The organism is Solibacillus palustris (assembly GCF_022549215.1).
Taxonomy (GTDB): Bacteria; Bacillota; Bacilli; order Bacillales_A; family Planococcaceae; genus Solibacillus; species Solibacillus daqui.
Window position 1 is genome coordinate 125,844 of the sequence record NZ_JAKZFC010000005.1, and the last position, 26,301, is coordinate 152,144.

Genomic DNA, 26,301 nt, shown 5'->3' on the forward strand with positions numbered 1-26,301 from the left:
CAAAACACAGTATAATAGAAGAAATGGAAAGTTTTACGCGATTCGAAGGTGTGTTCGAATCGTATTTTTCATATACTATAACTACTTTCAGTGAGTGTTCAAACCCCAACCGAAAGTAGTTAAAGCCTCTGGCGGATGTCATGGATTCGGAAAGGAGTTCTTTAAGCGAGCGCAAAGCCGAATCCAGATGCAATTTTACTAAGGTGTAATTGATTAAGGGTAGATTATAAAAAGACAGGAGTCAAACAGCATGAAAACAGCTTTGTCTTCACCGTTTTTCTTCCGTGCAGGTAAGCGAGCGGTGCTATTATTACATGGCTTTACAGGCAGCAGTGCCGATGTGCGCATGCTTGGTCGCTACTTAGAAAAGCATGGTTACACGTCACTTGCACCGCATTACAAAGGACATGGTGTACCGCCAGAAGAACTTATTGCCTCTCATCCAGATGAATGGTGGCAAGATGTACTGCGCGGATACAATGAATTAAAGGAAGCGGGCTATGAGGAAATCGCTCTTGCTGGTCTTTCACTTGGCGGTGTTTTTTCATTAAAGCTAGCCCTAGAACAACCGGTTAAAGGCGTTGTCACAATGTGCTCGCCGATGACAATGCGCACGACAGACATCATGTTTGAAGGCGTACTCGATTATGCAAAACAATATAAAAAACAACAAGGTAAAAGTGAACAGGAAATTAATCTAGAAATCGAAGCAATAGAAAAGCAGGGAATGGCCTCATTGCCTGCACTCCAAAAGCTTATTTCCGATGTAAGACAGTCCATCGATATGCTATATGCACCGATTTTAGTGATTCAAGCAACGAATGACAAGGTAATTAATGCGGATTCGGCGAATATTATTTATAATTCCGTAGAATCAAACGATAAGCATATTAGCTGGTATAACGAGTCAGGGCATGTTATTACACTCGATAAAGAAAAAGACAAGCTACACGAAGAAATTCTCACGTTTTTAAATTCGTTAGATTGGATAGTCTAATGTTGGGATACTATTTTTCTGTTCAAAGGAGGGAAAATATATGGCACAGCAAAATGATTTACAAAAACGCATTTTAGAGTTTATGAAAGAAGATGCGTACAAACCAATGACCGTATCTGAAATTGAAGATGCGTTTGAATTAGTAGAGGCGGATGATTTCCGCGAATTAGTGAAAACACTTGTAAAAATGGAAGCGCAGGGCTATATTGTGCGCTCACGTTCGAACCGTTACGGCTTACCAGAGCGTATGAATTTACTGCGGGGTCGCTTTATTGGAAACGCGAAAGGTTTTGGCTTCGTTGCTCCAGAAGAACAAGGCATGGATGATATTTTCATTCCAGCACACGAAATTAACGGCGCATTAAATGGCGACATCGTTTTAGTGCGCATTTTAAAAGAGCAGTCAGGCGATCGCCGTGAAGGTACAGTTACTAAAATTGTAGAGCGAAGCAAAACGACATTTGTAGGCACATATCAAGCAAATCGCGGTTTTGGCTTCGTTGTTACAGACGATAAAAAGTTAAATATGGACATTTTCATCGCAAAAGAGGATTCTCTAGGTGCAGTGGATGGTCATAAAGTCGTTGTAGAAATTACGCATTGGCCAGATGAAACGAAATCAGCAACGGGAATGATTACGAAAATTTTAGGGCATAAAAATGACCCAGGCGTGGACATTTTATCGATACTTTACAAATATGACATTCCTCCTGAGTTCCCACCAGAGGTAGTTGATGCTGCTACGCAAGTACCGGATGAAATTTCGGAAGCGGATTTAATCGGTCGTCGAGATTTACGTAATGAAGTCATTGTAACAATAGACGGTGCAGATGCCAAAGATTTAGATGACGCGGTAACTGTTATAAAAAATGACGACGGTACGTATAAATTAGGCGTGCATATCGCGGATGTAAGCTATTATGTGACGCAAGGCTCGGTGTTAGATTTGGAAGCTTACGAACGTGCGACTTCCGTGTATTTAACAGATCGTGTTATTCCAATGATTCCACACCGCTTATCGAATGGAATTTGTTCGTTAAACCCACAAGTTGACCGTTTAACGCTTTCTTGTGAAATGGTAATTGACCAAGCAGGCCAAATCGTAAAGCATGAAATTTTCCAAAGTGTTATTAACACGACAGAACGTATGACGTATACAGACGTGTATCATATTTTAGAGCATGCCGATGAAAATCCAGAGCTAATCGAGCGCTATGAAAACCTAGTGCCGATGTTTAACGATATGAAGGATTTAGCCCAAATTCTACGTAATAAACGTATGAATCGTGGAGCGATAGACTTTGATTTTAAAGAGTCAAAAGTGCTTGTAGATGAAGTAGGTTGGCCAACTGATATCGTACTGCGTGAACGCACAGTGGCAGAACGCTTAATCGAAGAGTTCATGTTAGCAGCGAACGAAACAGTAGCCGAGCATTTCCACTGGATGGAAGTACCGTTCTTATACCGTATTCACGAAGATCCGAAGCCTGAAAAATTACAGCGCTTCTTCGAGTTTGTGACGAATTTCGGTATTATGGTGAAGGGTACAGGTAACTCGGTACACCCGAAAGCATTACAAGAAGTGATTAATTCGATTGAAGGCTTGCCAGAAGAACCAGTCATTTCAACGATGTTATTGCGTTCAATGCAGCAGGCAAAATATTATGCAGAGTCATTAGGTCACTTTGGTTTATCGACCGAGTTTTACACGCATTTTACGTCGCCAATTCGTCGTTATCCAGACTTAATCGTGCACCGTCTCATTCGCACATACTTAATTAATGAAGATACGTCTTCAGAAACGATCTTCCAATGGGGTCAGGTAATGGACGATATCGCCGAGCATACGTCGAGTCGTGAGCGTCGCGCGGTTGATGCAGAGCGTGATACCGATGCACTGAAAAAAGCGCAATTCATGAGCGATAAAATTGGTGAAGAATTTGAAGGGATTGTATCGTCCATTACGAACTTTGGAATTTTCGTTGAGCTGGACAATACAGTTGAGGGCTTAGTGCATATTTCGAACATGACGGATGATTATTATCGTTTTGAAGAACGCCATCTGATGATGATCGGTGAGCGTACAGGTCGTCAATTCCGTATTGGCGATGAAGTAAAAATTCGAGTGGCGAATGTAGTTATTGAAGAATCTTCAGTTGATTTTGAAATTGTTGATATGATTTCAAATGCACGCCCAGTTCGCCGTCAAACGTCGAAAGTGATTCATGCAGGCCGTCGTGAAGGTGGACGCCGTAAGGAACAGGAGCGTACTGGTGAGAAGCGTGACCGTAAATCGCGTGGGGAAAGTAAGAAACGTCCGGAAAAAGAGAAAAAACGCACAGACACATCTGAACGTGATCCACGCGGTCGCCGCAAAGATGGCAAAGCAAGCGACAAGCCAAAATTTTACGAGGGCATCGCAAAAGGAAAAAAGAAAAAAGGTAAGAAGAAATAAGGCTGTTTGCTATGGCGATATTGCTATAGCACGCCTTCTATAAGTAGAGGTGTATACAAAATGGCAAAAGGCACAGGCAAGGTTTTGGCACAAAACAAAAAGGCGAGCCATGATTACTTTATTGAAGAAACAATTGAGGCGGGCATGGTACTAACGGGTACGGAAATTAAATCGGTGCGCGGTGCACATGTGCAGTTAAAGGAATCGTACGTCAGCATTCGCGATGGGGAAGCCTGGATTCGCAATATGCACATTTCAGCGTTTGACCAAGGGAACCGCTTCAACCACGACCCATTACGCGAGCGCAAATTGCTGTTACATAAGAAGCAAATCAGTGAGCTAATCGGCGCAGTCAAACGCGATGGTTACACAATCGTTCCGTTAAAAATTTATATTAAAGACGGCTACGCTAAGCTATTAATCGGTCTTGCAAAAGGTAAGAAAGATTACGATAAACGTAACGACATGAAGAAAAAAGAAGCCAAGCGTGATATGGAACGTGCTTTCAAGGAACGCCAGCAATAATAGTAGTTGTAAAGGGAGGTGTCCGAGAAGTGATTCTGGGACACCTCCTTTGCGCCGAGGATGGTGGAAATTTTATTTCGACCACCGCAGAAGCACCGCCTGCAGCGGATAATTAAAACACGAACGAAGTAAATTACTTAGGAAATCCACATAAAAGTAGACTTCAAATTGCTCAATTTAGCATTAAATGTGTTTTTCATAATGATAAGAGAGGGGATATTCCAGTGCCATTACCGAAATTCATTGTAAAGGTAGCACAGCCAAACTTTGGCAACGCATATTTTCGGTGTATTTACTTGCGCACACACTATTTTTGTCATATAATTTATTTTACTAGCCAGTGTATGCCTACTCATACGGCATACGTTTTAAGAGTATTTAATACTCTTTCCGAAACACTCGGAGTTTTATACTTCGGGGACGTTACGGATTCGACAGGGGTGGTTCAAGCTCTGGTCGCGCGTCGGAGGTCTCGTCTTCGTCATCAACGGAAGTTATATAATAACTGGCAAACAACAAAACTTAGCTTTCGCAGCGTAAGCTCGTGAGCGCTCGGCCTCTGCATCGCCCATGTGCAGTACGTCGGGCCCAACTTTAGTGGGATACGATCGCTGGTGCCACCTGAGTCAGCGGTAAGAGATTTCCAGGTTAGCGATTCGGACGCCTGTTTGTCGGCATAAGAACTCGCGAACTGTAAGTAGACAAACTACACGCGTAGAAGCCGGCGTATTGGAGCTTCTGGACGCGGGTTCGACTCCCGCCGTCTCCATAATTTACCATCGTTATTTGTGGCGTTATATCAACGTTCAAATGGCGTACATAAGCGTCTGATACTGTATAGTCGGACAACAATCGACCTTCTAATCTTAACGGATTGGAGGGTCTTTTTGCGTTGATAAAAAGAACAAGAAAGCACGGAGCGTTTGCCGTTGACGAGACGTTCGACGTTGAAATTAAGCGCGTAGAGGATAGGCGCGATTCGCTAACGGTAGCACATGCGTTAAAAACAGTATTCCGCCAAATGCAAATAAGCGGCAATCGTCCGCGGACAATCGAAAGTTATGAGTTCGCATGGAACGAATTTATCAAGGTTACTGGCGTTAAGTATGTCGAGGATATTGACGCTGATATGATTTACGACTATTTGAACGAGATTGACGTATCAAAAGCGACAAAGCTAGTCCGCTTGAAATCGTTAAAAGCCGTCCTCAATCGTTTCTTTGATAACCGTTGAATTGAAGTCCGCTTTTGGTCGAAGATTCAAATTAAAGTTGATAAGACGGTAAAAGGCGCAGCAAAAGAGAGTGACGTCGAGGTATTATTATCGCTTATTGATCGCAGTACATTCGTTGGATTCCGTGATACAGTAGCCGTCCTTTTAATGTACAAGACAGGGTTACGGATAACTACGGTCGGCGAATTACGGGAACGTCATATCGACTTTAGAACGAACACAATCGACTTAGATGGCGCAGTCCTTAAAAATCGCGATACGTTAAAGTTGCCTATCGACGATCAACTAGCGGACATGCTCAAAGTATTAATCGAGAAAAACAAGCATGTTCGCAGTAAGTATAAGACGCGTAACAGCTACGTATTTTTATCCGCTAACGGACAAGGCATCAATAACAGTCAATCTAGTAGCAACGCTATTTCAAAGTCATTGACAAAGTATGCGCGTGAGTTCGGATTAAAGAACGTCAATGCACACGCTTTAAGACGAGCGTTTGCTACGAATCTTTTAAATCAAGGCGCTAACGTCGCTTTAATATCGAAAGCACTAGGCCATAAATCGCTAGAGACTACGACAGTCTATCTCGATTTAGAGAAAGAGTTTGTTGCGGAATCTTTACGTGATTATCTGTAAACAGAAAAAGCCGCAGCGTTGGAGCGCTACGACTTCTTAAAACTTCATATCTACGCTAAAAATTGCCTGGCAGCAAGTAGCGTTATTAGGGTTCATTATATCGAAAAAAATTCGATGGTGCAACTCCTATTCAACGCACCCTTTTTTTTAGTAGTAGCGACGAGGTAGCCCACTAATTCGTCGTTAATCTAACCTGGTCAGTGCCGTCCGTCACAACGCAAACTACGGAATATATCGCAGATACACGTTTCCCTGTTAACGTAGCGACGAATAGCGAGCACGGCTTACGGTGCGGTATGGTTTACTGGCTTACTACGGTAAGGGTAACTATGGTCGAGCGCTACATGCGCACATGCAGGACAGTAATTGCATGAGATTATAGCGGAAGAAATTCTGATACGAACAGGGCAACGAGAAACCTCAAACGTCACATGAAGCTAGTAATTGTGTATTTACTTTATATCGCTTAACGAATTAATTTTTGTTACGTGATATAAGGTAAATACTTTTCAGCCGATGTTCCTAAAGCGAGCGCCATTCTGCTAGTTTGAGGGTTGCGGTTGTCAAATAAATTATGTAATATATTAACAAAAAGGCGTGTTTAAATGGCTATAAATTATATAAATAATTTCCAAGACTTGTATAGTATTTATGAAGGAGTGGACCATTATCAAAATTGTCCTAAATGCAACCGAATTGTAGAACCAAAATTAATCGCGTGTTCAAAAACATATGATATTGATGAGCAGCCATATTTAACTTTAGTATTGGAGTGTTCTAATGTAAAATGTGAAAATTTGTATTTAATTTCCTATGAAATATATACGGGATATAAAAAAGATATTTTAGGTTATGTATCCAGTTATCCTTATAATTTCGACGCTTATAAAGATGTACAGGTTGAACAAATTTCAACGAGCTTTATTAAAATATATAATGAGGCATTGGAAGCAGAAACTATTGGATTTTTAAGTATATGTGGAGCAGGCTATAGAAAATCATTAGAGTTTTTAATAAAAGATTTTATCATTTTTATTAATACAGATAATCAGTCATTTAATATTGAAGAAGTACGGTCATCTAAAAGTGTAGTGAAATTAATTAAAAAATGTATAGATAATCCTAAAATAGTTACTGCTGCTGAAAAAGCTTTTTGGATCGGCAATGATGAAACACACTATGAAAGAGAGTGGGAGGATATGAATTTGCAAGATTTGAAGAACTTAATTGAATTAGTAATTTATCATATAAAAATGGAATTGGTAATGAATGATTATACGGAAAAATTAAAGCGATAATTGATTAGTAGTGAATTATTATAATTAACGAATTTATGAAATCTCTTTTCGTTTGTCGACATGAGTAGATAGGAGGGATAGTGTAATGATTGAAATTAGACCGGTAAGTATGGCACACGAAATGTATAATGATGGCTTATACTTTTATGAAAAAGCGAAAGAAGAAACTAATTTTGGTGATGTACAAAGATGTTATCGTTTTGCTATCGTCAGTTTTGCTTCATCTTTTGAAGCATTCATTAACGCTCAATTAAAGTCGAAGCTAGAAGTAAATGTAACAACTATACCTAATGGAGCGAATATTTTGAATTTTTTAATTAATGGTGGCCGGCCACCGGAGGAAATAGGGAGTATTCACAAAAAAATCAAAATTTTAGAACAACTATATAATGTAAATAATCAACTAATTAATTCTTCAGTTTTCAAAAAATTCTATAATGAAATTATTGTACTTCGTAATGCAATAGTGCACTATTCTTCTGACAAATTTACAAGCGTATATCAAAATCAAATTAATATTGCTGTTTCTGACGGGGCTAAATTATTAACAGATACAATCAGGCATTTTGTTAATATATTACCCATTAAGTTTCCGCCTTACTACAGTAATCAAATGTACAAACCTATAGAATAGAGTTATTATTTACCTTATGAAATAGCTAAATTTAAAAGCGCAGCCAACTAATCGGCTTGCGCTTTTTCTTTTTTGGAGTAACATCTTATTTTGGAATGTTGCTTTCTATTCGATTTTCTTCTTCTTTATATAACATAATATTAATTTTTATAGACTTAGTAATGCTTTCGTAATTAGTAAAGTTTTTGTATACGTATTCTTCTACTAAATATGGATTTGACTTAGGTTGCTTGACATATTCGTTCATAATTAAAAAAAATGTATTCATTTTTTCGATACTAAGGACAAGTTCCCTTACAGTTAAGTAAAATTTTGTATCAACTTGTGCCGCATATTCAAGAATGTAGGGAGATTTGTTATTTATATTATTTGTTAAATTTTGTAACGCTAAAAAACTCTCTTTTTCAATGAAATTTTCCAATATAGGAAGAGTGTTTAGTTCTTTTTTTATTTTATGGACGTTTAATATTTTTGAAGAGTATGTATTAATATAATCTTTTTTTTCTTGAGCTTTTATGGTTAGATACACACCACCAAGGGTTAACGCCCCACTTATTATGCCTCCAAAAATCCCTCCTAAATAGCTTGAAAAAAATCCTACCCAATGATTATTTAACTCCACCTTATCCATAACAAAATATGTTGATGGAGTTATCATTAATTTATTGACTAAAAATGGTGTAATTATTAGTAAAATTAGGAAAAAAATAGATAAAAATATAATATTTCCGGTTTTTATAGCTTTCAATATAAACCCTCCAGAATAAAAGTATTTAAATTAGTGTTTTTATTATTCAGTTTAGTCTATTTCTACAAAATCAATGATCTCCGTTATATCATCAATTCCTAATGTCTCAGCAATCCTTTCGATATGTCCAAAGTTAATGTTTCTTCTCTTCCCGTTATTCAGTTCGCTTAGTGCTGCGTGTCTTATATCGCACATTTCAGCTAGTTTCCTTAACGATTTGACTTCGTATTTCTCTATTAAATAATCGATTTTAATCACTACTTGTTTAGCCATATAAAATTCCTCCTAAATTATACTTGACGTTACGCAATAGCGTACCATATAATAATAACAGAAGTGGTACTCGTAAGCGTACCGAAATTAAAAATTAATCGGGAGGTTTTACGGATGAATCAGAAAATTGAACACGTAGTTTTAGACGAAGGTACTTACTCGGTAACAATGGTAACAACGGACGTTATGGAAGGGGTCCAGCTTATTGTCTGCGAAGAAGAACGCGATGCAACGCTAATCATCAACGATAATGACATTAACGTCAATTACACGCAAGAACTAGCGGACATCCTCGCAAACCTACTCGAATACACAGCCGAGGAATTACTAATAGCGCTCGCGCAACAAGGTGAACGCAGAGTTTCGTAGCATCCTTTACGGGGTTTGGTACGGTATCGTAAAGCCATGTTTGGTATGTTAGCTGTATTTGCAGAGTTTGAGCGTGACATTATTCAACAAAGAACAAAAGCTGGTCTAGAAAGTGCGAGAAAACGTGGTAGAATTGGTGGGCGACCAGCTATTGACGAGAAGACTAAGAAAAAGGTAAGAGCGCTATTTGAAGCTGGTGAAAGTGCAAATGATATTGCTAAAGAATATGGGATTGGTAGAGCTACTGTTTATAAGATTATTAATGAGAATAAATAGTAGGAAAGGTTTTTATACCTAATTTAATTGGAAGATATATTATAATTATTGTGGAATAATGGAAAATATTTTTTTGTCAGAGCATATGGAGGAGAATAAATGTTATTTTTTAGACATGTAGGTAATGTCTCTAGATCAATGATTATAAAAATGACTCTAAATGGAAAGAAATCTTTGAAGAAGAGATTTTCTCATTGTATAGAGTCTTTGATAATAACAAATTAGAAATTGTTCATCTTACTGAGAAAGAAGGAGAACTTAAAAATAAATCCAAAGTGATTGAGTTTGCTAATTGGAAAGGTAAGTTATTATCTGGAGGTAGTGCCTCTTTTGGAAATGTTATTGAATGTGAAAATGCTTTAAGTAGTATTACATAATAACAGTTTTGAAAATATTCCTGAAAAAATTGTGACTTGGAAGGTTATTGATTGAAGAATAAATAGTAATGTATCCATTATTATTTGATCATGAGACATGGATAGATATATCTCAGTCAGAAATATAAATATTTTAATTAAGGTAGGTAGGTGTTTAATTTGGATATTTTTAAAGAGTTAGATGAAAAAGTCTTAGAGGGTAGCCTTATAGATTTGGATACTTTGAATGAATTAAAATTTATTACAAGAAACGATTTTTATAAATCTTTTAAGAGTAAAAAAATTTGTATATTCTCAAATTGTAAAAATAAAAGTATAAAAAGATCTCATACTATACCGAGATCAGGTTCATTAAAAATTATTTCTGATGATTCTCATTTACTATATCCACACTTATGTGAAACTGGAGATGAATTAAGTATGAGGATGGAAAGAATAGGTATAGGAGAAGCTTCTGTCTTTCCAGGTTTTTGTAAAGAACATGAAAAGATATTTGCTGAGTTTGAGCAAAAAAAAGATATTGACTCCATTGAACAGGCTAAATTACAAGCCTATAGAAGTATATGTAGAGAAATTGTGATAAACAATCTCGAGTTAGAAAAGATAAAAAAAGCTATTGTAAAATATAAAAATGAAAGAAATAGACAATATAAGTTAGGAATGGAAAGTAAAATTGGGAAAAAAGTAGAAAAGGTGAAGATTGAGTATAATGACATTCCATTGAATTTTGCCAATATGTCAAAAGTGAAAATTACAGAGAAGTTAGAATTTTTATCTAAAATACACGATAAGTTTTTGGAATCAATAAAAAATGAAGAGAATGACGAGAATGTCTTTATGAATGTAATACATACGGACATGAAAATTCCTATAGCATTAAGTGGATTAGGATACGCAAATATTATAGACGAAGAAAATAATCATCGAGAAATTAAATCGATATTAAATGTAATTCCATTTGAATCATCAACAGTTCTTATATTTGCAGGGGATAATGTTGATAAAGAAATATTAGATAATCATTTCGATTATATAATTCAACATCCTATTTTAATTTTAAATTTTATTGAAAGTTTTATGATGCATGGTACAGATCATTGGTTTATTCAACCTGAAGTATGGAACAAAATGGATGAAGAAAAACAGAAATATATATTAGAATATTTCTTTGTTACTGAGAAAGCATTTTTACAAGATGTGAATTTCTCTATTTTCGATGATATCAGAAAGGATTATTTAGTTAAACTTACACTCCCAGAAGGATTAAAAGAAAGTGAAGAAAATAAATTTAATTTTAATTTAAAGAATCCACAAAAATCAATTATGGATTCTTTAAATGAAAGATATAATTATTTTTATGAGACAAACGGTATATAGTTTAGTTCAAATATTTACCTTTAATTCTTACTATAGCTGCTACCAAATTTCTTGTACAGCTTGAGAAGACTTGCCACATGCTATTCTTGAGAGTATCTGAAATAAAATCATTCTTTTATTGGTTAATAATTTCATCATATTGTATCTATACAAAAGTCATAATAATGAGAATTTGTGATATATGGATTTCTATTAATATAAGAAATAAAGGAGGAATTATTGTGGTTTTAAAAAAGAATATAAAAAATAAGGTTTATACTCTTTCAGATTATGAAGAAGGAGAAACCAAATTATCTGAAAATGAATGGGTTTTGTTAAGAAAAATTTCATTTGAATTGAACGGCTATCCAGATAATTACAATGGTACTGTTAAAAATTATTCACCAAGAGGTTTGATTGATGTTTTAAATGGTCAAGTTATTGCGAAGTTAGATGCCAAATTAATAAATGAAGAAGAGGCTAAAAATATAAAAGTATTGATTAGTAAATTTGGAGAAGAAATATTATTTTAGTTAATTATCATTAATAAATAGTCCAAATAGAATTGGCTATTAAGCAAGGTGAACAGTTTAGTTTGTTCATCTTGCTTTGTTGTTAGAAAGGGTAGGCGGGGCATTTCCGATAAATTGGTATTGTCTATACTATTAAAAAGTGTTCCCGGTGCACGACTGAAAATTAACATTTAAAACGAAACGACATGTGCATTATTCAAAATAAAAACGTTGTAAAGCCCTTGTATATCAATGGTTGGTGAGCGCAATGTATGACATTACGAGTAAGCACCAGCAACGATTGAGTGGGAATAACCTAGCGACACCTTACTCATCCCAAAACGTTGATATTACGCCATATTGGTAAAACTCAAATGACTTTAGGAGCACAAAATTCATTTGAATTGTCTCCAAGATTGTCGCCAAAAACTCTCACCGAATAATTGTCGGTGGGAGTTTTTATTTAGGCTTTAGCCGGTTGAGTGCGTGAAACGCACGAAACATAAAACCACCTGCTATTGAAGTGATCCCTTAAAGATAGACATTATCTAACTATTGAAGGTGCAGTGCAAGGTGCACTACCTCTTTTTTCTCGGCTTCAAATCCTATATATTTGCATTTTACATAACAAAATATCCACATCGAGCTCTCATTGTAGTACACTAGTCGTATTATAGAGATCTTATGTCTTAATTTAATTACTCCCAATATATTTGGTCAGAAACGAGTTTCTTAGATACGGGGGAATTACAATATGAGATTAATAGATTTGTTTGCTAGGCTTGGTGGCTTTCATCTAGCCTTAAGTAGCCTAGGACATACATGCGTTTTCGCACTCTCGAAACATTGATATCGAGCCACATGGGGATATAAGAAAAATAAAAGTGGGGGTTTCCTTGTCAACCGTTTTCAAAGGATGGTGAATAAAACGGTTTTCAAGATGAAAAGTCAGGGAACTTGGTTTACCGCATATTAAAAGTTTTGAGATATCACAAGTCAACCCCCCCTAATTGTGGATAATGTTCCTAAATTTACAAAACATGAGGGGGTAGCGATAGAGCATAACACTATTATTCCTTATTCGATAATCTTGTTGCCGGTGAAGAATTCAGGAAAAATCTTAATTACGGAGGATTAAGCAAATGAACCACGAAGCCCAAACAGAAAAGAGTTTCATTGAAATCTTAACTCAACGGGAAAACCAATGGACATATCGTGATGATATAAAGACCGAAGCTGCTCTGTGGGATAATTTGCGCAGACATATCAATCGTATTAACTTGGCGCGACTGGACGGTGTGCCGCTTACAGACAAAGAGTTCGAACAGTTAAAAGTTGAATTTATGAGACTGACAGCTACTCCTTTTAACGCTTCTCAATGGCTACGAGGCGAAAATGGTGTTGCCGCCATTCATGTTGAGCGAGAAGATGTGAAACGTGGCAGGGTGTCGGTTGTTCTATTCAGTAATAAGGATATTGCTGGCGGCATTTCAAGCTATGAAGTTGTAAACCAAATTAAGCCAGATACAAATACTGATATGCGTGGCGATGTAACCCTATTGATAAATGGCTTGCCGATTATTCATGTTGAATTAAAAGCTGAATCTGCCAAAGATGGTTATATGCAAGCGTTCGAGCAGATACAACGGTATGCAGAAGCTGGATTTTTTGATGGTATTTTTGCGACCACTCAAATTTTCGTAGTTAGTAACAAAGTATCTACAAAATACTTTGCACGTCCTGGAGCCAACACTTCTAAAGCCTTTGAAGCGGCAAAGAAATTCCTGTTCAACTGGAGAACGTCGGATAATGAGCCTGTCGAAAATCTTTACGATTTCACAAGGCAGGTTTTGCGTATCCCTTCTGCCCACGAATTGATTAGCAAATTCACTATTTTGGTGGACGATCAGAAAAGCCAAAAGTTTTTAATGGTTCTAAGACCGTACCAAGTCCACGCTATTCAAAAGATTATCGGTCAAGCGGCGAAGCATGAGGGAGGTTTTGTTTGGCACGCCACCGGCTCTGGGAAAACAATAACAAGTTTTGTGGCAACCAAACTTTTAGCACAGATATCCACCGGCGTAGACCGCACCGTTATGGTTGTTGATAGAACAGATTTAGACAGCCAAACCAAAGATGAGTTTAGTAAATTTGCATCTGAGTTCCACACAGGGTTGGCATCGGGCAATGTTAAAGATAATGCGCTTATTGTCGGCGTTGATAATCAACGTCAACTTAGCAATAGCCTATTAAGCAATAAAAATAACAACACCATTATCGTCACAACCATTCAAAAATTGAGTGCGGCTGTCAGAGGTGCTAAAGAAACGGAAAACAATAAATTCGAGAAGCTGAAAAGCGAACATATTGTTTTTGTAGTGGATGAGTGCCATCGTGCAGTCAGCGATGAGCAGATGAAAGAAATTAAAAAGCTCCTGCCTAATTCAACATGGTTCGGCTTAACTGGCACGCCAATTTTTGAGGAAAACCAAAAACAAGAAAACGGAACATTCGCAAGAACAACACAACAACAGTATGGAAACTTACTACATGCCTACACAACGAAAAATGCTATGGACGATAACTCCGTTTTGAACTTCCAAGTGGAGTACCATTGCCTATTAGATGAGGATAGTAAAGCAGAATTTTTGTATAGAACGGTAAAAGAAAAATACCCGAAGCTTGATCCTATCAAAAAACTTGCCGACATGACAGAAATTGAAAAAGAGGAACTGCAAGACAGAGAGTTATTTGAGCGTGATGATTATATTGAAGCGATGCTTAAAAAAATATTCAAGCGCCAATCCGTGATAGAGCGTTTCAAGGTGATAAACGGATATCCGACTATGAGTGCTGTTTTAACAACACACTCTATCGCTCAAGCTAAGTGTATTTATCACAAGTTACAAGAAATGAGAAGTAGTGGAATTTTGTTAAATGGGCGAGAGTTAGATGAACGCCACACGCTTCGTGATCCTGAATTTCCGAGAGTGACAATCACTTATTCCACTAGCGAAAATCAAGGTGTGATGAACGAAGCGCAAGCAGAAGTCAATGCCATTATGCAGGAATACAACACTGTTTTTAGTACGAATTACACAGATATCGATCAGTTTAACAAAAATATTAATAGCCGTTTAGCACGAAAAGACGCTCAATATCAAAAGGACGGAAAATGGCTTGATATGGTTATTGTCGTTGACCGTCTGCTGACAGGATTTGACGCGCCTACGATACAGACTTTGTATGTTGACCGCGAACTGAAATATCAAAAGCTGCTACAGGCATTTTCACGCACAAATCGTATTGCACCTGGCAAAGAGCATGGCATCGTGGTATCGTTCCGAAAACCTGCTACTATGCGAAAAAATGTGGAGGATGCCATTCGACTATTTACGAACCAACAGCAAAATTGGGAAGCCTTAGTTCCACAAGAATATGCTGAAGTGAAAGCCGCATTTATATTGGCACATGAGGAACTTCAACAAGCAAAAGGCAATTTGGAAGACGACCCAAATAATATCAGAAACAAGATTGCACAAGTAAGAGCTTATCAAAGACTTGAAAAAATCCAAAGAGCCATGAAAAGCTATGAGAATTATCAAGAAGATTTTGCTGAACTTGAACATATTGTGAAAGTTATCCCCGAAGAAAAAGGACATTGTGAAAATCTGAAAGCTGAAATTCGAGCCGAGTTAGAGGATCATACTGGGAACGAGATGGATAACTTGCTCCAAGACATTGAATTTACGAGCGAACAAAGGGCTGTGCATGAGGAACGCATTGATAGCTTCTACATAAATCAGCTTCTGAGCAAATATCAGAAGTCTACAGACAAAACAGATAAAGATGATTTGCGTGAAAAAATCATGCAAGAGATTAATACAAAACCCGCATCCGTTCAGGCAATATATAATGCCATCTTAAATGTCATTGACAACAATCGATCAACAAAGGATTGGACGGCTTATTTCGCTGATGAGATTGATAATATACTACAGAATACTGCTGAAATATTGAAAGTACCTGTTGCTAACCTGCAGACTAGCTTTAACGAATATCGCCCAAGTAGCGGGGTTGTGCCTTTTATCAATGTAATAAGCGAAGCATCAGGGTTAAGCAAAGAAGATTTTGAAGCTAAATTTAACGAAAAATATAGAAAGCGTCTTCTCGTTATAGAGCAGTATTGGAAAACTGTTTTAGATGAAGAATTACTACCGCTAAGAGATGAGTGTTAAGGTGGGGATGATATGGATTTGAGTAAATTATTGAGAAAACCGCCAGCGGAGGATTATCAACAAGTTGACACGTTCTGGTTTCCAGAAGAAAGGGAAGACTATGAATATAGCGATGAGAATGAGGATGATACCCCCCTGCTAATTGGGCAACATGTCATTTTAGATGCTGGACAAGTATCTTTGAATTACTACTGTACAGAATGTGAAGACTTACGCACTTTTAACTCTGATAAAGAGCAAGGGCTTCGAGGAATTGTTGTAAATAAACAAGTAATTAGCATTGATTGCATTTTGCAATGCAATTGTGGTTCAGTTGTCCATACTTGGTTTTTAGTCGAAGCCGAAGATGACATTCGTTATCAATCACCCAAAGTTCGCATATTGCATTTTAGAGAAAAATTAACCGACTGTGTAAGATTACAATCTGAGAAATATGGCGAATTTAGTGAATGGCTAGAAAAAGCAAGACGAGCATACAGGGACGAGCTTGGATCCGGCGCAGTTATATATCTAAGAAAGGTATACGAATCCATAACCTATAGTATTGCAAATGCCAATAACATTCTCCTTAATAAGGTGAATGGGAAGAGACGCTCTTTTTATGAGATACTGCAAGAGGTGGATAAGGAGCACTCGATTATCCCAGAGTCTTTCTCGGCAAATGGATATAAGCTCTTCAGCCAACTCAGCGAAATAATACATGGCGATGGAAGTGAGGAAGATGCACTTGAATACTTTGGAGCATTGTACACATTAGTCACCAGCATATTAGATAATGTAAACAAGAAAGAAGAGTTAAAAATCGCGGTACAGAAATTTAACTGGTCTACCAATAATCCAAGTATAAATTAGTGCTTGTGCCAATAATCAGCTTTTAAATAATCTGTCTACAGGAAGGAAGTAAATATATGAGCCGTTTAGAGCAACAACTATGGGCAAGTGCCGATATTCTTAGAGGGAAAATGGATGCGAGCGAATACAAAAATTATTTGCTCGGTCTTGTTTTCTATAAGTATCTTTCCGATTTGGAGCTACGCGCCGTGTACGAAGAAGCAAACGGAAAGCCCGAAGAATACCCATCCCGTGATATACAATTTTCCGAGCTTACGGATTGGTATAACGATGATGCCGAAGAGCTAAAGAACACCATGCGCCGCAAACTCGGATATTTCATAGAGCCGCAATATCTGTTTTTCATGCTCCGAAATAATGCATCAAAATATGAATTTCAAATAGATGACTTGCAGACTGCCTTTATAGAACTTTCTCGTCAAGGTGAAAGTTTTAACAGCTTGTTCGATGATGTTGACTTAAACTCTACGAAGCTCGGATCACACGCACAGCAAAAAAGCACAACCATTATGGAAGTTATAAAAACTTTAGATGAGATAGACCTGTTTGGGTATGAAGGTGACGTTATTGGCGATGCTTATGAATACCTTATCGCCCAATTTGCCGCAGGAGCAGGCAAGAAAGCCGGAGAGTTCTATACCCCGCAAGCTGTTTCAAAAATCATTTCAGAGATTGTTAGTATCGGGCAAGAGGAACTAGCACCATTCCATATTTACGACCCCGCTATGGGTTCGGGTTCGCTGATGTTGAATATTCGCCAGTTTCTAAGCAATCCCGAAAAGGTGTATTTTCACGGACAGGAGCTAAACACCACCACTTACAACCTTGCTCGAATGAACCTGATTCTACACAACGTTGACCGTGAGCAAATGCGGCTCAATAATGGCGATACTTTAGATGCAGACTGGCCGACAGACGAGCCTTTCCTTTTTAACGCTGTTGTTATGAATCCTCCATACTCTGCGAATTGGAGCGCTTCCGATAAGTTTTTAAATGACCCACGTTTTGAACGCTATGGAAAACTCGCACCAAAATCTAAAGCCGACTTTGCGTTCTTGCTACATGGCTATTACCACCTGAAAGACAGTGGTACGATGGGAATTGTACTGCCGCATGGTGTTCTGTTCCGTGGTGCTGCCGAGGGTATCATTCGCAAGGTACTTCTTGAAATGGGCGCAATCGAAGCTGTAATTGGCTTACCCGCTAACATTTTCTATGGAACAGGCATACCCACGGTTGTGCTTATCTTGAAGAAAAATCGTGCAAATCGTGATGTTCTTTTCATTAATGCTTCTAACGAATATGAAAAACAGAAGAATCAAAACACCTTACGTCAGCAAGATATTATGAAAATTGTTGATACTTATAAAAAGCGTGAAAACATTGTGAACTACGCACATTTAGCAAATTTTGATGAGATAGTGGCGAATGACTACAATCTCAACATTACTCGCTATGTAGATACCTTCGAGGAAGAAGAGCAAATCGACATTGTAGCACTTGGACGTGAAATGTCGGACTTAAATTTGCAAATAAAACAAAAAGAAACGGACTTCTTAGCCTTGCTTGATGAGCTTGCTGTGACTAACGAAACGAAAGAGCTAATCGAAGCTACAAAGCGGATTTTTGTATGAGGTGGTGACGATGATGACAGAAAACAATCAGAATTTAGTACCCGAAATCCGATTTAATAACTTCACTAACGCCTGGGAGAAGCGGACGTGGTTAGATACAGTGGACATTTCTACAAACATGGTTGATCCAAAGACGGGGTATTATGACGAACTACCTCATATTGGGCCGGGAAATATCGAGTCTTTTACAGGGATTTTAAGCAATGTAAGGTTGGTAAGAGAAGAAAACTTAATAAGTAGTAAATTTCACTTTCGTAGCGGTGATATTATTTATGGGAAAATCAGGCCGAATCTGGCAAAGTATGTATTGATAGATTTTGAAGGATTAGCCAGTGCCGATGCGTATGTTCTTAACTCGAAAAATGGCTTGGAACAGAGTTTCTTATATAGAATCTTGCAAAACAAAGACTTTTATGATTACTCTGTTTCCGTTTCGCAACGGACAGGTATGCCAAAAATAAATCGAGAAGAATTAAATCAATATAATTTCCTTATGCCTTGTTCAAAAGAACAAATCGCGATCGGCAATTTTTTCCGCACCTTCGACGACACTTTCACTCTGCATAAGCGTAAGCTGGACGGGCTGCGTGAATTGAAAAAAGGTTATTTGCAACAGATGTTTCCACAGGCTGGGCAGAGAGAGCCACGAGTGCGGTTCGCGGGGTTTAGCGGGGAGTGGCAGGAGCAGAAGCTGGGAGAATTATTTAAAGAGCGTAATGAACGAAGTTCCGAAGGCGAATTGATTTCTGTTACAATAAATTCTGGCGTAATAAAGGCAAGCGAATTAGAACGTAAAGATAATTCGAGCGAAGATAAGTCCAATTATAAAAAAGTAGAGGTAGGAGATATTGCGTATAACTCCATGCGAATGTGGCAAGGTGCAAGTGGTATCTCGAATTACGCCGGTATTTTAAGCCCCGCGTATACGGTTATTATTCCCAACGAGGGAGTTGATTCGTTGTTTATATCGTATATGTTCAAACTGACTAGAATGATTGAAATATTTCAATCATTCTCACAAGGATTGACTTCAGATACATGGAACTTAAAGTTTCCCCTGTTGAAAGAAATATACGTAACAGTACCTTGCAGCAATGAGCAAGCTGCGATTAGTGATTTCTTCAGTATCATCGACGAGCAAATAACCGCCCAAGCTATCAAGCTCGAGCAGCTAAGGCAGCTTAAGGCGGCGTATTTGCAAAGGATGTTTATATAAGCGCGGATACATGCCGTCGATTTTATCGTTATCTTGAATATCTAACTCTTGAATGATGTGCAAATATGCTTCCTGCAGGAAAACACAGCAAAACACAGCAGCTTCAATAAGAGCAGTTAGAAATTGGTTCGCGCTATGACTCGTAAGCTGATCGATGATGATACGTTTCAGATGAGCAATACCGCTTTAAGGGATGAACAACATGCTATGAAGGCAAGAGCGGCCATCTTGGAGGCGATTCTGAGTTAGGGTGAAGCCAATGAACGTATCGTGCAGAAAATCAAGGAAGAAGTCAGGCGCTTTACAGAGTTGCAAATCGATGACGAGGAAGCCCTCCAAGAATTGCTGCAGCGTTTGATTGAACGTATCGACATTGAGTTGGATGGTGGAATTGTTATCTACAATAATTTTGGTAACCCGTTGTCTGCGGGGGTGTAATTCGCCCCCTGTAATTACGTCAATATTAAGCACTCCATACATGTGGAGGCTGTGTGTCGCTTATCAGGAAATAGCATTCCGGAGCCACATTTAAAAATTCGGCTGGTTATCCTATTCTAGTTAATCCACAATTAACAAATTAATATCTCATATAGTGTCACTATTACTTAGTGATTGTAATAACTTAATTAATTTAAACCGCTTCGCGGTAGGGAGGTTTATTATCAGCAAAGTGTTTTTCAGAAAATCTCTGCCTTTGTAGATAAGTTTAAGGGAGTAGGTGGAAAGATTTAATAAATCTAAAATAGCCGTTAAGCATCAAAAAATTTGACTCTCATTCTAAAGGAACAAAATTGCATTGGTGGTGGTGTAGAATTATTTCAATCTACATCATCACCTTTTTATTTTCCGCTAAAATTGTATTTGTTAATCACCTCAAGCTCTATCGTTTGCACTCTTTTTAATTCTGTAATGTATGTCAAGGAATATTCTACCAACAATTTTAACGTATGTTCATCTAATGTCCATGGCTCACCTTTCATTTCTTTAGCTATCAAAGTCCCAAATTTCTTATAATCTGAAATAATTATATTGCGAGCCCTTAATCCCAATGAATCCTCGTTCGGAATAAATTTCAGAAGAAATCTAGTTAAACGTGAGACAAAATTATTTAATTTCTTATCTAGTTTCTTCAGAGATTCCCCTTCTTGCATTATGAAATCTACAAACAAACTATGAATTTGTTTTCCGCATTTATAGTAAAGAAATTCAATTGCGTTTTTTTGTATGGATTCATATTCTTCAAATATATCATCTTCTTTAAGATTATAAAAATGAGAAAAAATACTTAATTGACTATTAGGAAATTTAGGCATCTCTATTTCACCAACCACAAACATTTTCCAATATGAGTGATATTCAGCATAAGGAACATAGTCGAACAGCATATATTAGTTTGTTTACTCCTTGGTTTATTAATGAGAATAAAGTTCAACTAATAATAGATGCTATTACACATGCAAATAGAATAAGAAAGATAGCAATAGCAGCTTATAATAAAGGTGTGAAAATTAGGTGGTTTGAATATAGTATTTTGGAAAGAACAGGTGGAATTAAAGGTATACTTGAGCCAGTAAATAGTAAGGAAATTTTAACAATTCCTAGTTATAAACCGACTGCTCTGGATTATCTAACCTTAACTGCAGCAAATAAAGAAAGTTTAGTATTTATCTCTCCATCAGATGATAATATGCCTAGTGTTTTGTTTTCAGCAGATTCAGACTACTCATTTAATCAATCTATTAATTGGGAAGAGGAAATGATTATAACTACTCCTCACCATGGCTCAGAAGCTAATAAAAATGTTTATGATAGATTTCAGAAGGAGACTGGTAAAGATATTGTTGTAAGGTGGGTTAGAAGTGATTGTAAATCAAAGAGTAGACCTGGTCCTTCATTATTAAATGTAAAGGGCGATAAATTTTGTACATTTTGTAGAAATTCTATACATTTGAGAAAAAGGTTATTATTTAAATCCTCATCTGGAAAATGGAAAGCAATAGCAACTAGAAAATGTAGTTGTAAGTAGGGTGAAAAATTTAAGAATTGTGAATAAAAACTTAATAGTTTTATGTGTTGAATAGATTTTGTTAAATTTTTGAAGGTTGCTAAAGAAGAGTGAACTTATTTGGACTCTCAAGTTTTAATTAATAATTTGAGAAAATTGAGTGAAGAGATATCAAACAAGGCACCAAATTCATGGCAAAAGTGATATAGAATTTTTATAAAAAATATACCACTTAACAGAAAAAACATTCTATCAATTTTATTCTAAGAACTTGAAGAAAAAAATTTGAGGTAAATACTTCAATTAATTGAATTGGATTTACGCTCAAGGAGAGGTTCTTTTTCTTTTATAGTTAAAGGTAAAGCATTAAATATTACTAAAATTTCAGAACCGACTCAAACGAATTAGGTAAAACTCTTTCGAGGTTGCCCACTAACTCGAATCAAAACAAAACTGGAAAGTTATAACTTAGCCGACGCATTAAATAAGTCTAGGATACCACTACAAGCTTCCTTGTTGGTTTGGGTATCTGAATGGTGTTAGGAGTGGAAGGTCTGAATGATTAAGGTCATGCAGAATACATAATACATTGTAATTGTTGTTGAGTTTCTCATAACTGTAGAATAAGCATTTACGATATACGCAGAAGGCATGTAGACGGATTACTAGACGTTTCGGGGGCAGAAGTAGAAACTATATGTATTGATTTGAAAGAATCACATTTAACAAGGGCATACATATACGGATACCTCAAATGACGGATTCATGAAATACATATTGTAATGGCTGTCTATGTTTCAGATTCTATTAATTTAGTTTCTGAAATGTAGGCAGTCATTTTTGCACCAAGCTGTTGTCCTCAACTCGGGCTTCATGTATAAAAAGTGTTTCCTAGTTTAAAGGTTTTTTGTTTAATCTATGCTTTTTTTGTATGACTTTATTTGGGTGACCAAAATAATAGATAAATTAAAAAAGATAATCTTACAGATGGCCAAGCCGTGAAAACTACAAGTTTTTTAATAGTTATTGGAAAACATTTTACAAATTATGGTTAATAATCTAGTAAAATAAATATAACTGAATCACTAGAGATATAAATTTAAATTTTAAGGTGGTATTTAAATGTCAGGTGCAGAAGCTATGAAACACAGAATAAATGATGAGTTTCAAATTAAAGGTTATTGGAGGTTTCCTAATTCTAAAGAGGAAGTATCAGGGATTTTATTTTATACACATGAAAGAATTACATTGGAATTAATCGGTTGTATTGATGAAGATGACTTTTTTTTGCCATTTGGAATAAAACATGACACCATATTTGGTTTTTCTGACAAAGGGGAAAAGTTTAGCTTATTCAATGTACAATTAATAGAATCGCCTTTTAGTGCACCAGGATTTACTACTCAAACTTTTTATGTGAATGAATTTATTGTAGGAGGGCATTTCGAGAAAAAGAATGATATTACTTTAAATTCTATGGTTATTTTTCCGACATATCTAGCAGAATGGATTAATAGAAATCATTATAAGAAAAGTTTTGAAAGATCAAATGGAGGGAATTACTTAAAAAGTATAGAGTGGGAAGATGCTGAGAATTTCAAAGTAAATATTCAAGGGTTAGATTTTTTAATCGAGGAAGTTGATAACCCGAAGATAACTACAAGTCCACAAACTATTAACTGGAAAAATGAAACTTGCCTAAGAATTACTCCTAATAAAAATCAAAATATAGAATGGTATAGACAAATAATTAATTCTGTCAGGATTCTTTTAACAACATTGATTAACAAACCTGTGTATGATACTTCAATAATATATTACGGAGATTTTGATACAACATGGAACGAGAATGAAAGTAAAATTAGGCATCGATACATGCACTTTCGTACTCTGAGAAAAATGAATATTGAAGAAAATTTCAAACCTGAGAAATCGTTAATAAAATTTGATGACATTGAAGATAATATTGATGTTATTTTAAACAATTGGTTTAGCTTTAGAAAGAACTATAAAGTTGTCCTTGAGTTGTATTCAGAGGAATTTTATAAACCGATGTATGTTAATTCGAGTTTTTTAAGCTATGTTCAAGCTTTAGAAATTTATCATAGAATTAAAAGTGAAAGTAATGGAAAAAAGATTAACTTAAGAACTAGATTAAAAGAACTCTTAGAAAGTCTAGGTGAAGCTTCGAAATTGTTTTTAATTGGAGAAAATGACGAATGTGAAAAATTCATAGCACAATTAGTTGATACAAGAAATTTTCTCACTCATTATGAGAAGGGCAGTAAGAAAAATATAATTGAGGATACTCATGATTTATTTAATACTATTATGATGTTAAAAGGGCTGTTAAACTTCTTGATAATAAGAGAAATGGGAATTGATGAAGCAATAATTACGAAGCGTTTAAAAGAAAATACTGCTTTGAACTGGTATATATTAAAAGTCAGAGAAAATTTGAAAATAAAGGGTTAGATTTCCACTTTAAAACCAGAAAGCGTTTTTCTTACTTTAAAAATTGTTTTAATAAATTACGCATTCTCTTACTTGGTATATATAAATTTATCGGCAACCCAACACGAATTCTACTTCTCCATATCCACTGAAGTAGTTCTGATAAAGCGAACATATCCTCGTTAACTTCAATTCCTTTTGAAATGAAAAATTTCTTCTCATAAGGGTGCATAAAGCGATTTACAAGAGGGGTATAATTGGTGATGTAGTTTGTATGAAAAAGGTTTTAGTGGGTTACTTGCAGATGATATGGGACTTGGGAAAACTATTCAGGTCATTACATTCATGCAAAAGTAATTGCATAGTGCTGAGCAGCAGTTAAATTTAGAATCAACGCTGGCTAAATTAAAGAGCAAAATGCAGCTTGTTTATTCCGAAAAGGAACATCTTGAAAATACAAAGCACGCGCTAGATATACAGCTTTTTACGTATAAAAAGTAGCTAGTAAAAATCGAGTAGCAGTTTGATAGTAAGCGTTTTATAGCAAACCTTATTAAATCCTTTGTAAGAACAATTTCCGATGGTCAGAAAAGCCTTGTAAACGTTAGTATTACAAGGTTTGCCTCTTTGATAGGCAGAACACCCGCTATCTCCATAAAAATTGGCTGTAAATGCAGTCATATCAAAATTTTAAAGACTAGGGATATTGAATAGGAGTTGAACTCTTTGGCAATATCCCTTTTCTTTGTGTCTGTGTCTGGAGCTGGTACTTTTATTAAATATAGATAAATACTATAAAAAGGTGAAGGTTGGACACTTGGATGATCGCAGCGAAACGCCCCAAAAGTAGGCGGTACTTCTGAGGTGTTGTTTACTTTATTGTCATTGTTGGAAAGGATTTAAAGCGTTCGTTTGATCGATGTAAATAAATGCATCGTACCTGCTACCAACTCTGGAAGGAACGTAATTTCCGTAGGCTTCAAACGCGGGATTATACACAACGCCAATCGCACGGTGACCAATCCAATCATTAAATAACTCTCTATTTTCATCATTAAATAATAATACTTTATCTTTTGGACTTGCTGCATGGAGTTGGCCTTCCCATTTGCTTAGTATTGCAGGTGGGACTTTTATAATTTCAAAAGGATCCCCCCAACTATCTGCAGCAATTACAGTGCCTTCATATGTGCCAAAACCAATTGCATAGGTGTTTTCCTTCCCACATTGCTCTCGAATAACTTGACCGACATTTATCAGTTGCTCATTTTTCATTGATGTTTCAGAAGCATCACCAATATGTGTGTTATGCTCCCAAACGATGATCTTTGTTTCTTCTCCGTAATATTTGCGTAATTCATGAATCGCTTCCACCATATGATAATCGCGCGTATTCCACGATTTTTCATCTGACATCATCTTTCGGTAGTACGCTTCTGCATTTTTGGCAACGAGTGCATTCATCACCACATTTAAATCTTCTTCCTGCCTACTGGAATAATATTCTTCATGATTCCGTAATGAGTGTAATAAGGAAGCTACTTCGCTAATACATTCATCAGAAAATTGAGCTGTGGAAAGGGCGTAATGCTCTGGCATACGATTGTACGGTTCAAAGCAAGTAAAAGCCTTTTTTGCATGCTCTAAATCAACCTGATATTGCGGATTATTCGATAAAAATTTTAATACTTCATCAATTGATTCGAATAGGCTATATAAATCTATACCATAAAAGCCTACTTTTTGTTCGCGATTTCTATTGATCTCTTTTAGCCATTCAGTAAAGGTTGCGACTTCTTCATTTGCCCACATCCATGTTGGCCAACGATGGAAAGCTTTCATTAAAACATCTTTTATGGTTTCGCCTTCCACACTGTAGCCCTTTACATATCGGTTCACTGCTTGAGCGGATGGCCAATCCCCTTCTACTGCAATCAGTTGAAATTCTTTTTGTTCAATTAACTTTTTTGAGAGCTCGGCACGAATTTTATAAAATTCTGATGTTCCGTGGGACGCTTCGCCTATCATCACAATTTTTGCGTCTTCAATTGCCTCCACAATTTTATTTAAACTTACATCGCTTAATGGCAGGGAATGTTCGGAAATAGCCTGAATTAATTTTTTTGTCATGAGAAACTCCTTTTGAAAATGGATGTTTCATTATTATTAACAAATTAATGTATTGTTATGAAACAAATTTTGGATATATCCCATT

The 26,301-nt window shown here is 36.5% G+C and carries 24 protein-coding genes and 1 other RNA gene; 21 read left to right on the forward strand and 4 right to left on the reverse strand.

Annotated elements, in window-relative coordinates:
- Positions 1–250: 250 nt before the first annotated feature.
- From LZ480_RS13500 to LZ480_RS13535, 8 genes are all read left to right on the forward strand, one after another.
- Positions 251–997 carry an alpha/beta hydrolase gene (locus LZ480_RS13500; RefSeq protein ID WP_241370029.1) on the forward strand — a complete coding sequence of 249 codons (747 nt, stop codon included), beginning with the start codon at positions 251–253 and terminating at the stop codon, positions 995–997.
- 40 nt (positions 998–1,037) lie between these two features.
- Complete coding sequence (gene rnr, locus LZ480_RS13505; RefSeq protein WP_241370030.1) at positions 1,038–3,452, forward strand: ribonuclease R; 2,415 nt, start codon at positions 1,038–1,040, stop codon at positions 3,450–3,452.
- Between the two features lie 60 nt (positions 3,453–3,512).
- Complete coding sequence (gene smpB, locus LZ480_RS13510; RefSeq protein WP_241370032.1) at positions 3,513–3,977, forward strand: SsrA-binding protein SmpB; 465 nt, start codon at positions 3,513–3,515, stop codon at positions 3,975–3,977.
- 416 nt (positions 3,978–4,393) lie between these two features.
- Positions 4,394–4,749, forward strand: a transfer-messenger RNA (tmRNA) gene (ssrA, locus tag LZ480_RS13515).
- Between the two features lie 120 nt (positions 4,750–4,869).
- Positions 4,870–5,211, forward strand: a complete 342-nt coding sequence (locus LZ480_RS13520) for a hypothetical protein (protein ID WP_241370034.1) — start codon at positions 4,870–4,872, stop codon at positions 5,209–5,211.
- A gap of 30 nt (positions 5,212–5,241) precedes the next feature.
- Positions 5,242–5,844 carry a tyrosine-type recombinase/integrase gene (locus LZ480_RS13525; RefSeq protein ID WP_332844044.1) on the forward strand — a complete coding sequence of 201 codons (603 nt, stop codon included), beginning with the start codon at positions 5,242–5,244 and terminating at the stop codon, positions 5,842–5,844.
- 605 nt (positions 5,845–6,449) lie between these two features.
- Entirely contained in the window at positions 6,450–7,142 is a 693-nt protein-coding gene (locus LZ480_RS13530; RefSeq protein WP_241370036.1) for a hypothetical protein, read from the forward strand.
- 85 nt (positions 7,143–7,227) lie between these two features.
- The gene (locus LZ480_RS13535) at positions 7,228–7,776 is read left to right on the forward strand and encodes a hypothetical protein (RefSeq protein ID WP_241370037.1); all 549 of its coding nucleotides are present in this window, start codon (positions 7,228–7,230) and stop codon (positions 7,774–7,776) included.
- 85 nt (positions 7,777–7,861) lie between these two features.
- On the opposite strand, the gene LZ480_RS13540 is transcribed toward LZ480_RS13535, so the two are convergent.
- Positions 7,862–8,524: a hypothetical protein gene (locus LZ480_RS13540; RefSeq protein WP_241370039.1), complete on the reverse strand. Its 663-nt coding sequence runs from the start codon at positions 8,522–8,524 to the stop codon at positions 7,862–7,864.
- Positions 8,525–8,575: 51 nt separating this feature from the next.
- Complete coding sequence (locus LZ480_RS13545) at positions 8,576–8,797, reverse strand: helix-turn-helix domain-containing protein (protein ID WP_241370040.1); 222 nt, start codon at positions 8,795–8,797, stop codon at positions 8,576–8,578.
- A 114-nt stretch (positions 8,798–8,911) separates the two neighbouring features.
- Between LZ480_RS13545 and LZ480_RS13550 the strand changes: the two genes are divergently transcribed.
- From LZ480_RS13550 to LZ480_RS13595, 10 genes are all read left to right on the forward strand, one after another.
- Positions 8,912–9,166 carry a hypothetical protein gene (locus tag LZ480_RS13550; RefSeq protein WP_241370042.1) on the forward strand — a complete coding sequence of 85 codons (255 nt, stop codon included), beginning with the start codon at positions 8,912–8,914 and terminating at the stop codon, positions 9,164–9,166.
- 15 nt (positions 9,167–9,181) lie between these two features.
- Entirely contained in the window at positions 9,182–9,442 is a 261-nt protein-coding gene (locus tag LZ480_RS13555; RefSeq protein ID WP_241370044.1) for a helix-turn-helix domain-containing protein, read from the forward strand.
- Between the two features lie 194 nt (positions 9,443–9,636).
- Entirely contained in the window at positions 9,637–9,819 is a 183-nt protein-coding gene (locus tag LZ480_RS13560; RefSeq protein WP_241370046.1) for a hypothetical protein, read from the forward strand.
- A gap of 159 nt (positions 9,820–9,978) precedes the next feature.
- Complete coding sequence (locus LZ480_RS13565; RefSeq protein ID WP_241370047.1) at positions 9,979–11,196, forward strand: hypothetical protein; 1,218 nt, start codon at positions 9,979–9,981, stop codon at positions 11,194–11,196.
- 221 nt (positions 11,197–11,417) lie between these two features.
- A complete protein-coding gene (locus LZ480_RS13570; RefSeq protein WP_241370049.1) occupies positions 11,418–11,708 on the forward strand; it encodes a hypothetical protein in 291 nt (96 codons plus the stop codon).
- A 1,121-nt stretch (positions 11,709–12,829) separates the two neighbouring features.
- Complete coding sequence (locus LZ480_RS13575; protein ID WP_241370051.1) at positions 12,830–15,925, forward strand: type I restriction endonuclease subunit R; 3,096 nt, start codon at positions 12,830–12,832, stop codon at positions 15,923–15,925.
- A gap of 12 nt (positions 15,926–15,937) precedes the next feature.
- Positions 15,938–16,777, forward strand: a complete 840-nt coding sequence (locus tag LZ480_RS13580; RefSeq protein ID WP_241370052.1) for a hypothetical protein — start codon at positions 15,938–15,940, stop codon at positions 16,775–16,777.
- 56 nt (positions 16,778–16,833) lie between these two features.
- Positions 16,834–18,411 (forward strand): type I restriction-modification system subunit M, encoded by a 1,578-nt coding sequence (locus LZ480_RS13585; RefSeq protein ID WP_241370054.1) that lies wholly within the window; start codon positions 16,834–16,836, stop codon positions 18,409–18,411.
- Between the two features lie 10 nt (positions 18,412–18,421).
- Complete coding sequence (locus LZ480_RS13590; RefSeq protein ID WP_241370056.1) at positions 18,422–19,627, forward strand: restriction endonuclease subunit S; 1,206 nt, start codon at positions 18,422–18,424, stop codon at positions 19,625–19,627.
- Between the two features lie 270 nt (positions 19,628–19,897).
- On the forward strand, positions 19,898–20,065 hold the full coding sequence (locus LZ480_RS13595) for a hypothetical protein (protein ID WP_162487603.1): 168 nt from the start codon (positions 19,898–19,900) through the stop codon (positions 20,063–20,065).
- 401 nt (positions 20,066–20,466) lie between these two features.
- Here LZ480_RS13595 and LZ480_RS13600 read toward each other — a convergent pair whose 3' ends face one another.
- The gene (locus LZ480_RS13600) at positions 20,467–20,958 is read right to left on the reverse strand and encodes a hypothetical protein (RefSeq protein WP_241370057.1); all 492 of its coding nucleotides are present in this window, start codon (positions 20,956–20,958) and stop codon (positions 20,467–20,469) included.
- A 14-nt stretch (positions 20,959–20,972) separates the two neighbouring features.
- On the opposite strand from LZ480_RS13600, the gene LZ480_RS13605 reads away from it, so the two are divergent.
- From LZ480_RS13605 to LZ480_RS20105, 3 genes are all read left to right on the forward strand, one after another.
- Positions 20,973–21,653, forward strand: a complete 681-nt coding sequence (locus LZ480_RS13605) for a hypothetical protein (RefSeq protein ID WP_241370059.1) — start codon at positions 20,973–20,975, stop codon at positions 21,651–21,653.
- 1,101 nt (positions 21,654–22,754) lie between these two features.
- A complete protein-coding gene (locus LZ480_RS13610) occupies positions 22,755–24,107 on the forward strand; it encodes an ApeA N-terminal domain 1-containing protein (RefSeq protein ID WP_241370061.1) in 1,353 nt (450 codons plus the stop codon).
- A 249-nt stretch (positions 24,108–24,356) separates the two neighbouring features.
- On the forward strand, positions 24,357–24,443 hold the full coding sequence (locus LZ480_RS20105) for an SNF2-related protein (protein WP_408641625.1): 87 nt from the start codon (positions 24,357–24,359) through the stop codon (positions 24,441–24,443).
- Positions 24,444–24,968: 525 nt separating this feature from the next.
- On the opposite strand, the gene LZ480_RS13620 is transcribed toward LZ480_RS20105, so the two are convergent.
- The gene (locus LZ480_RS13620) at positions 24,969–26,216 is read right to left on the reverse strand and encodes an erythromycin esterase family protein (RefSeq protein ID WP_241370063.1); all 1,248 of its coding nucleotides are present in this window, start codon (positions 26,214–26,216) and stop codon (positions 24,969–24,971) included.
- Between the last annotated feature and the right edge of the window lie 85 nt (positions 26,217–26,301).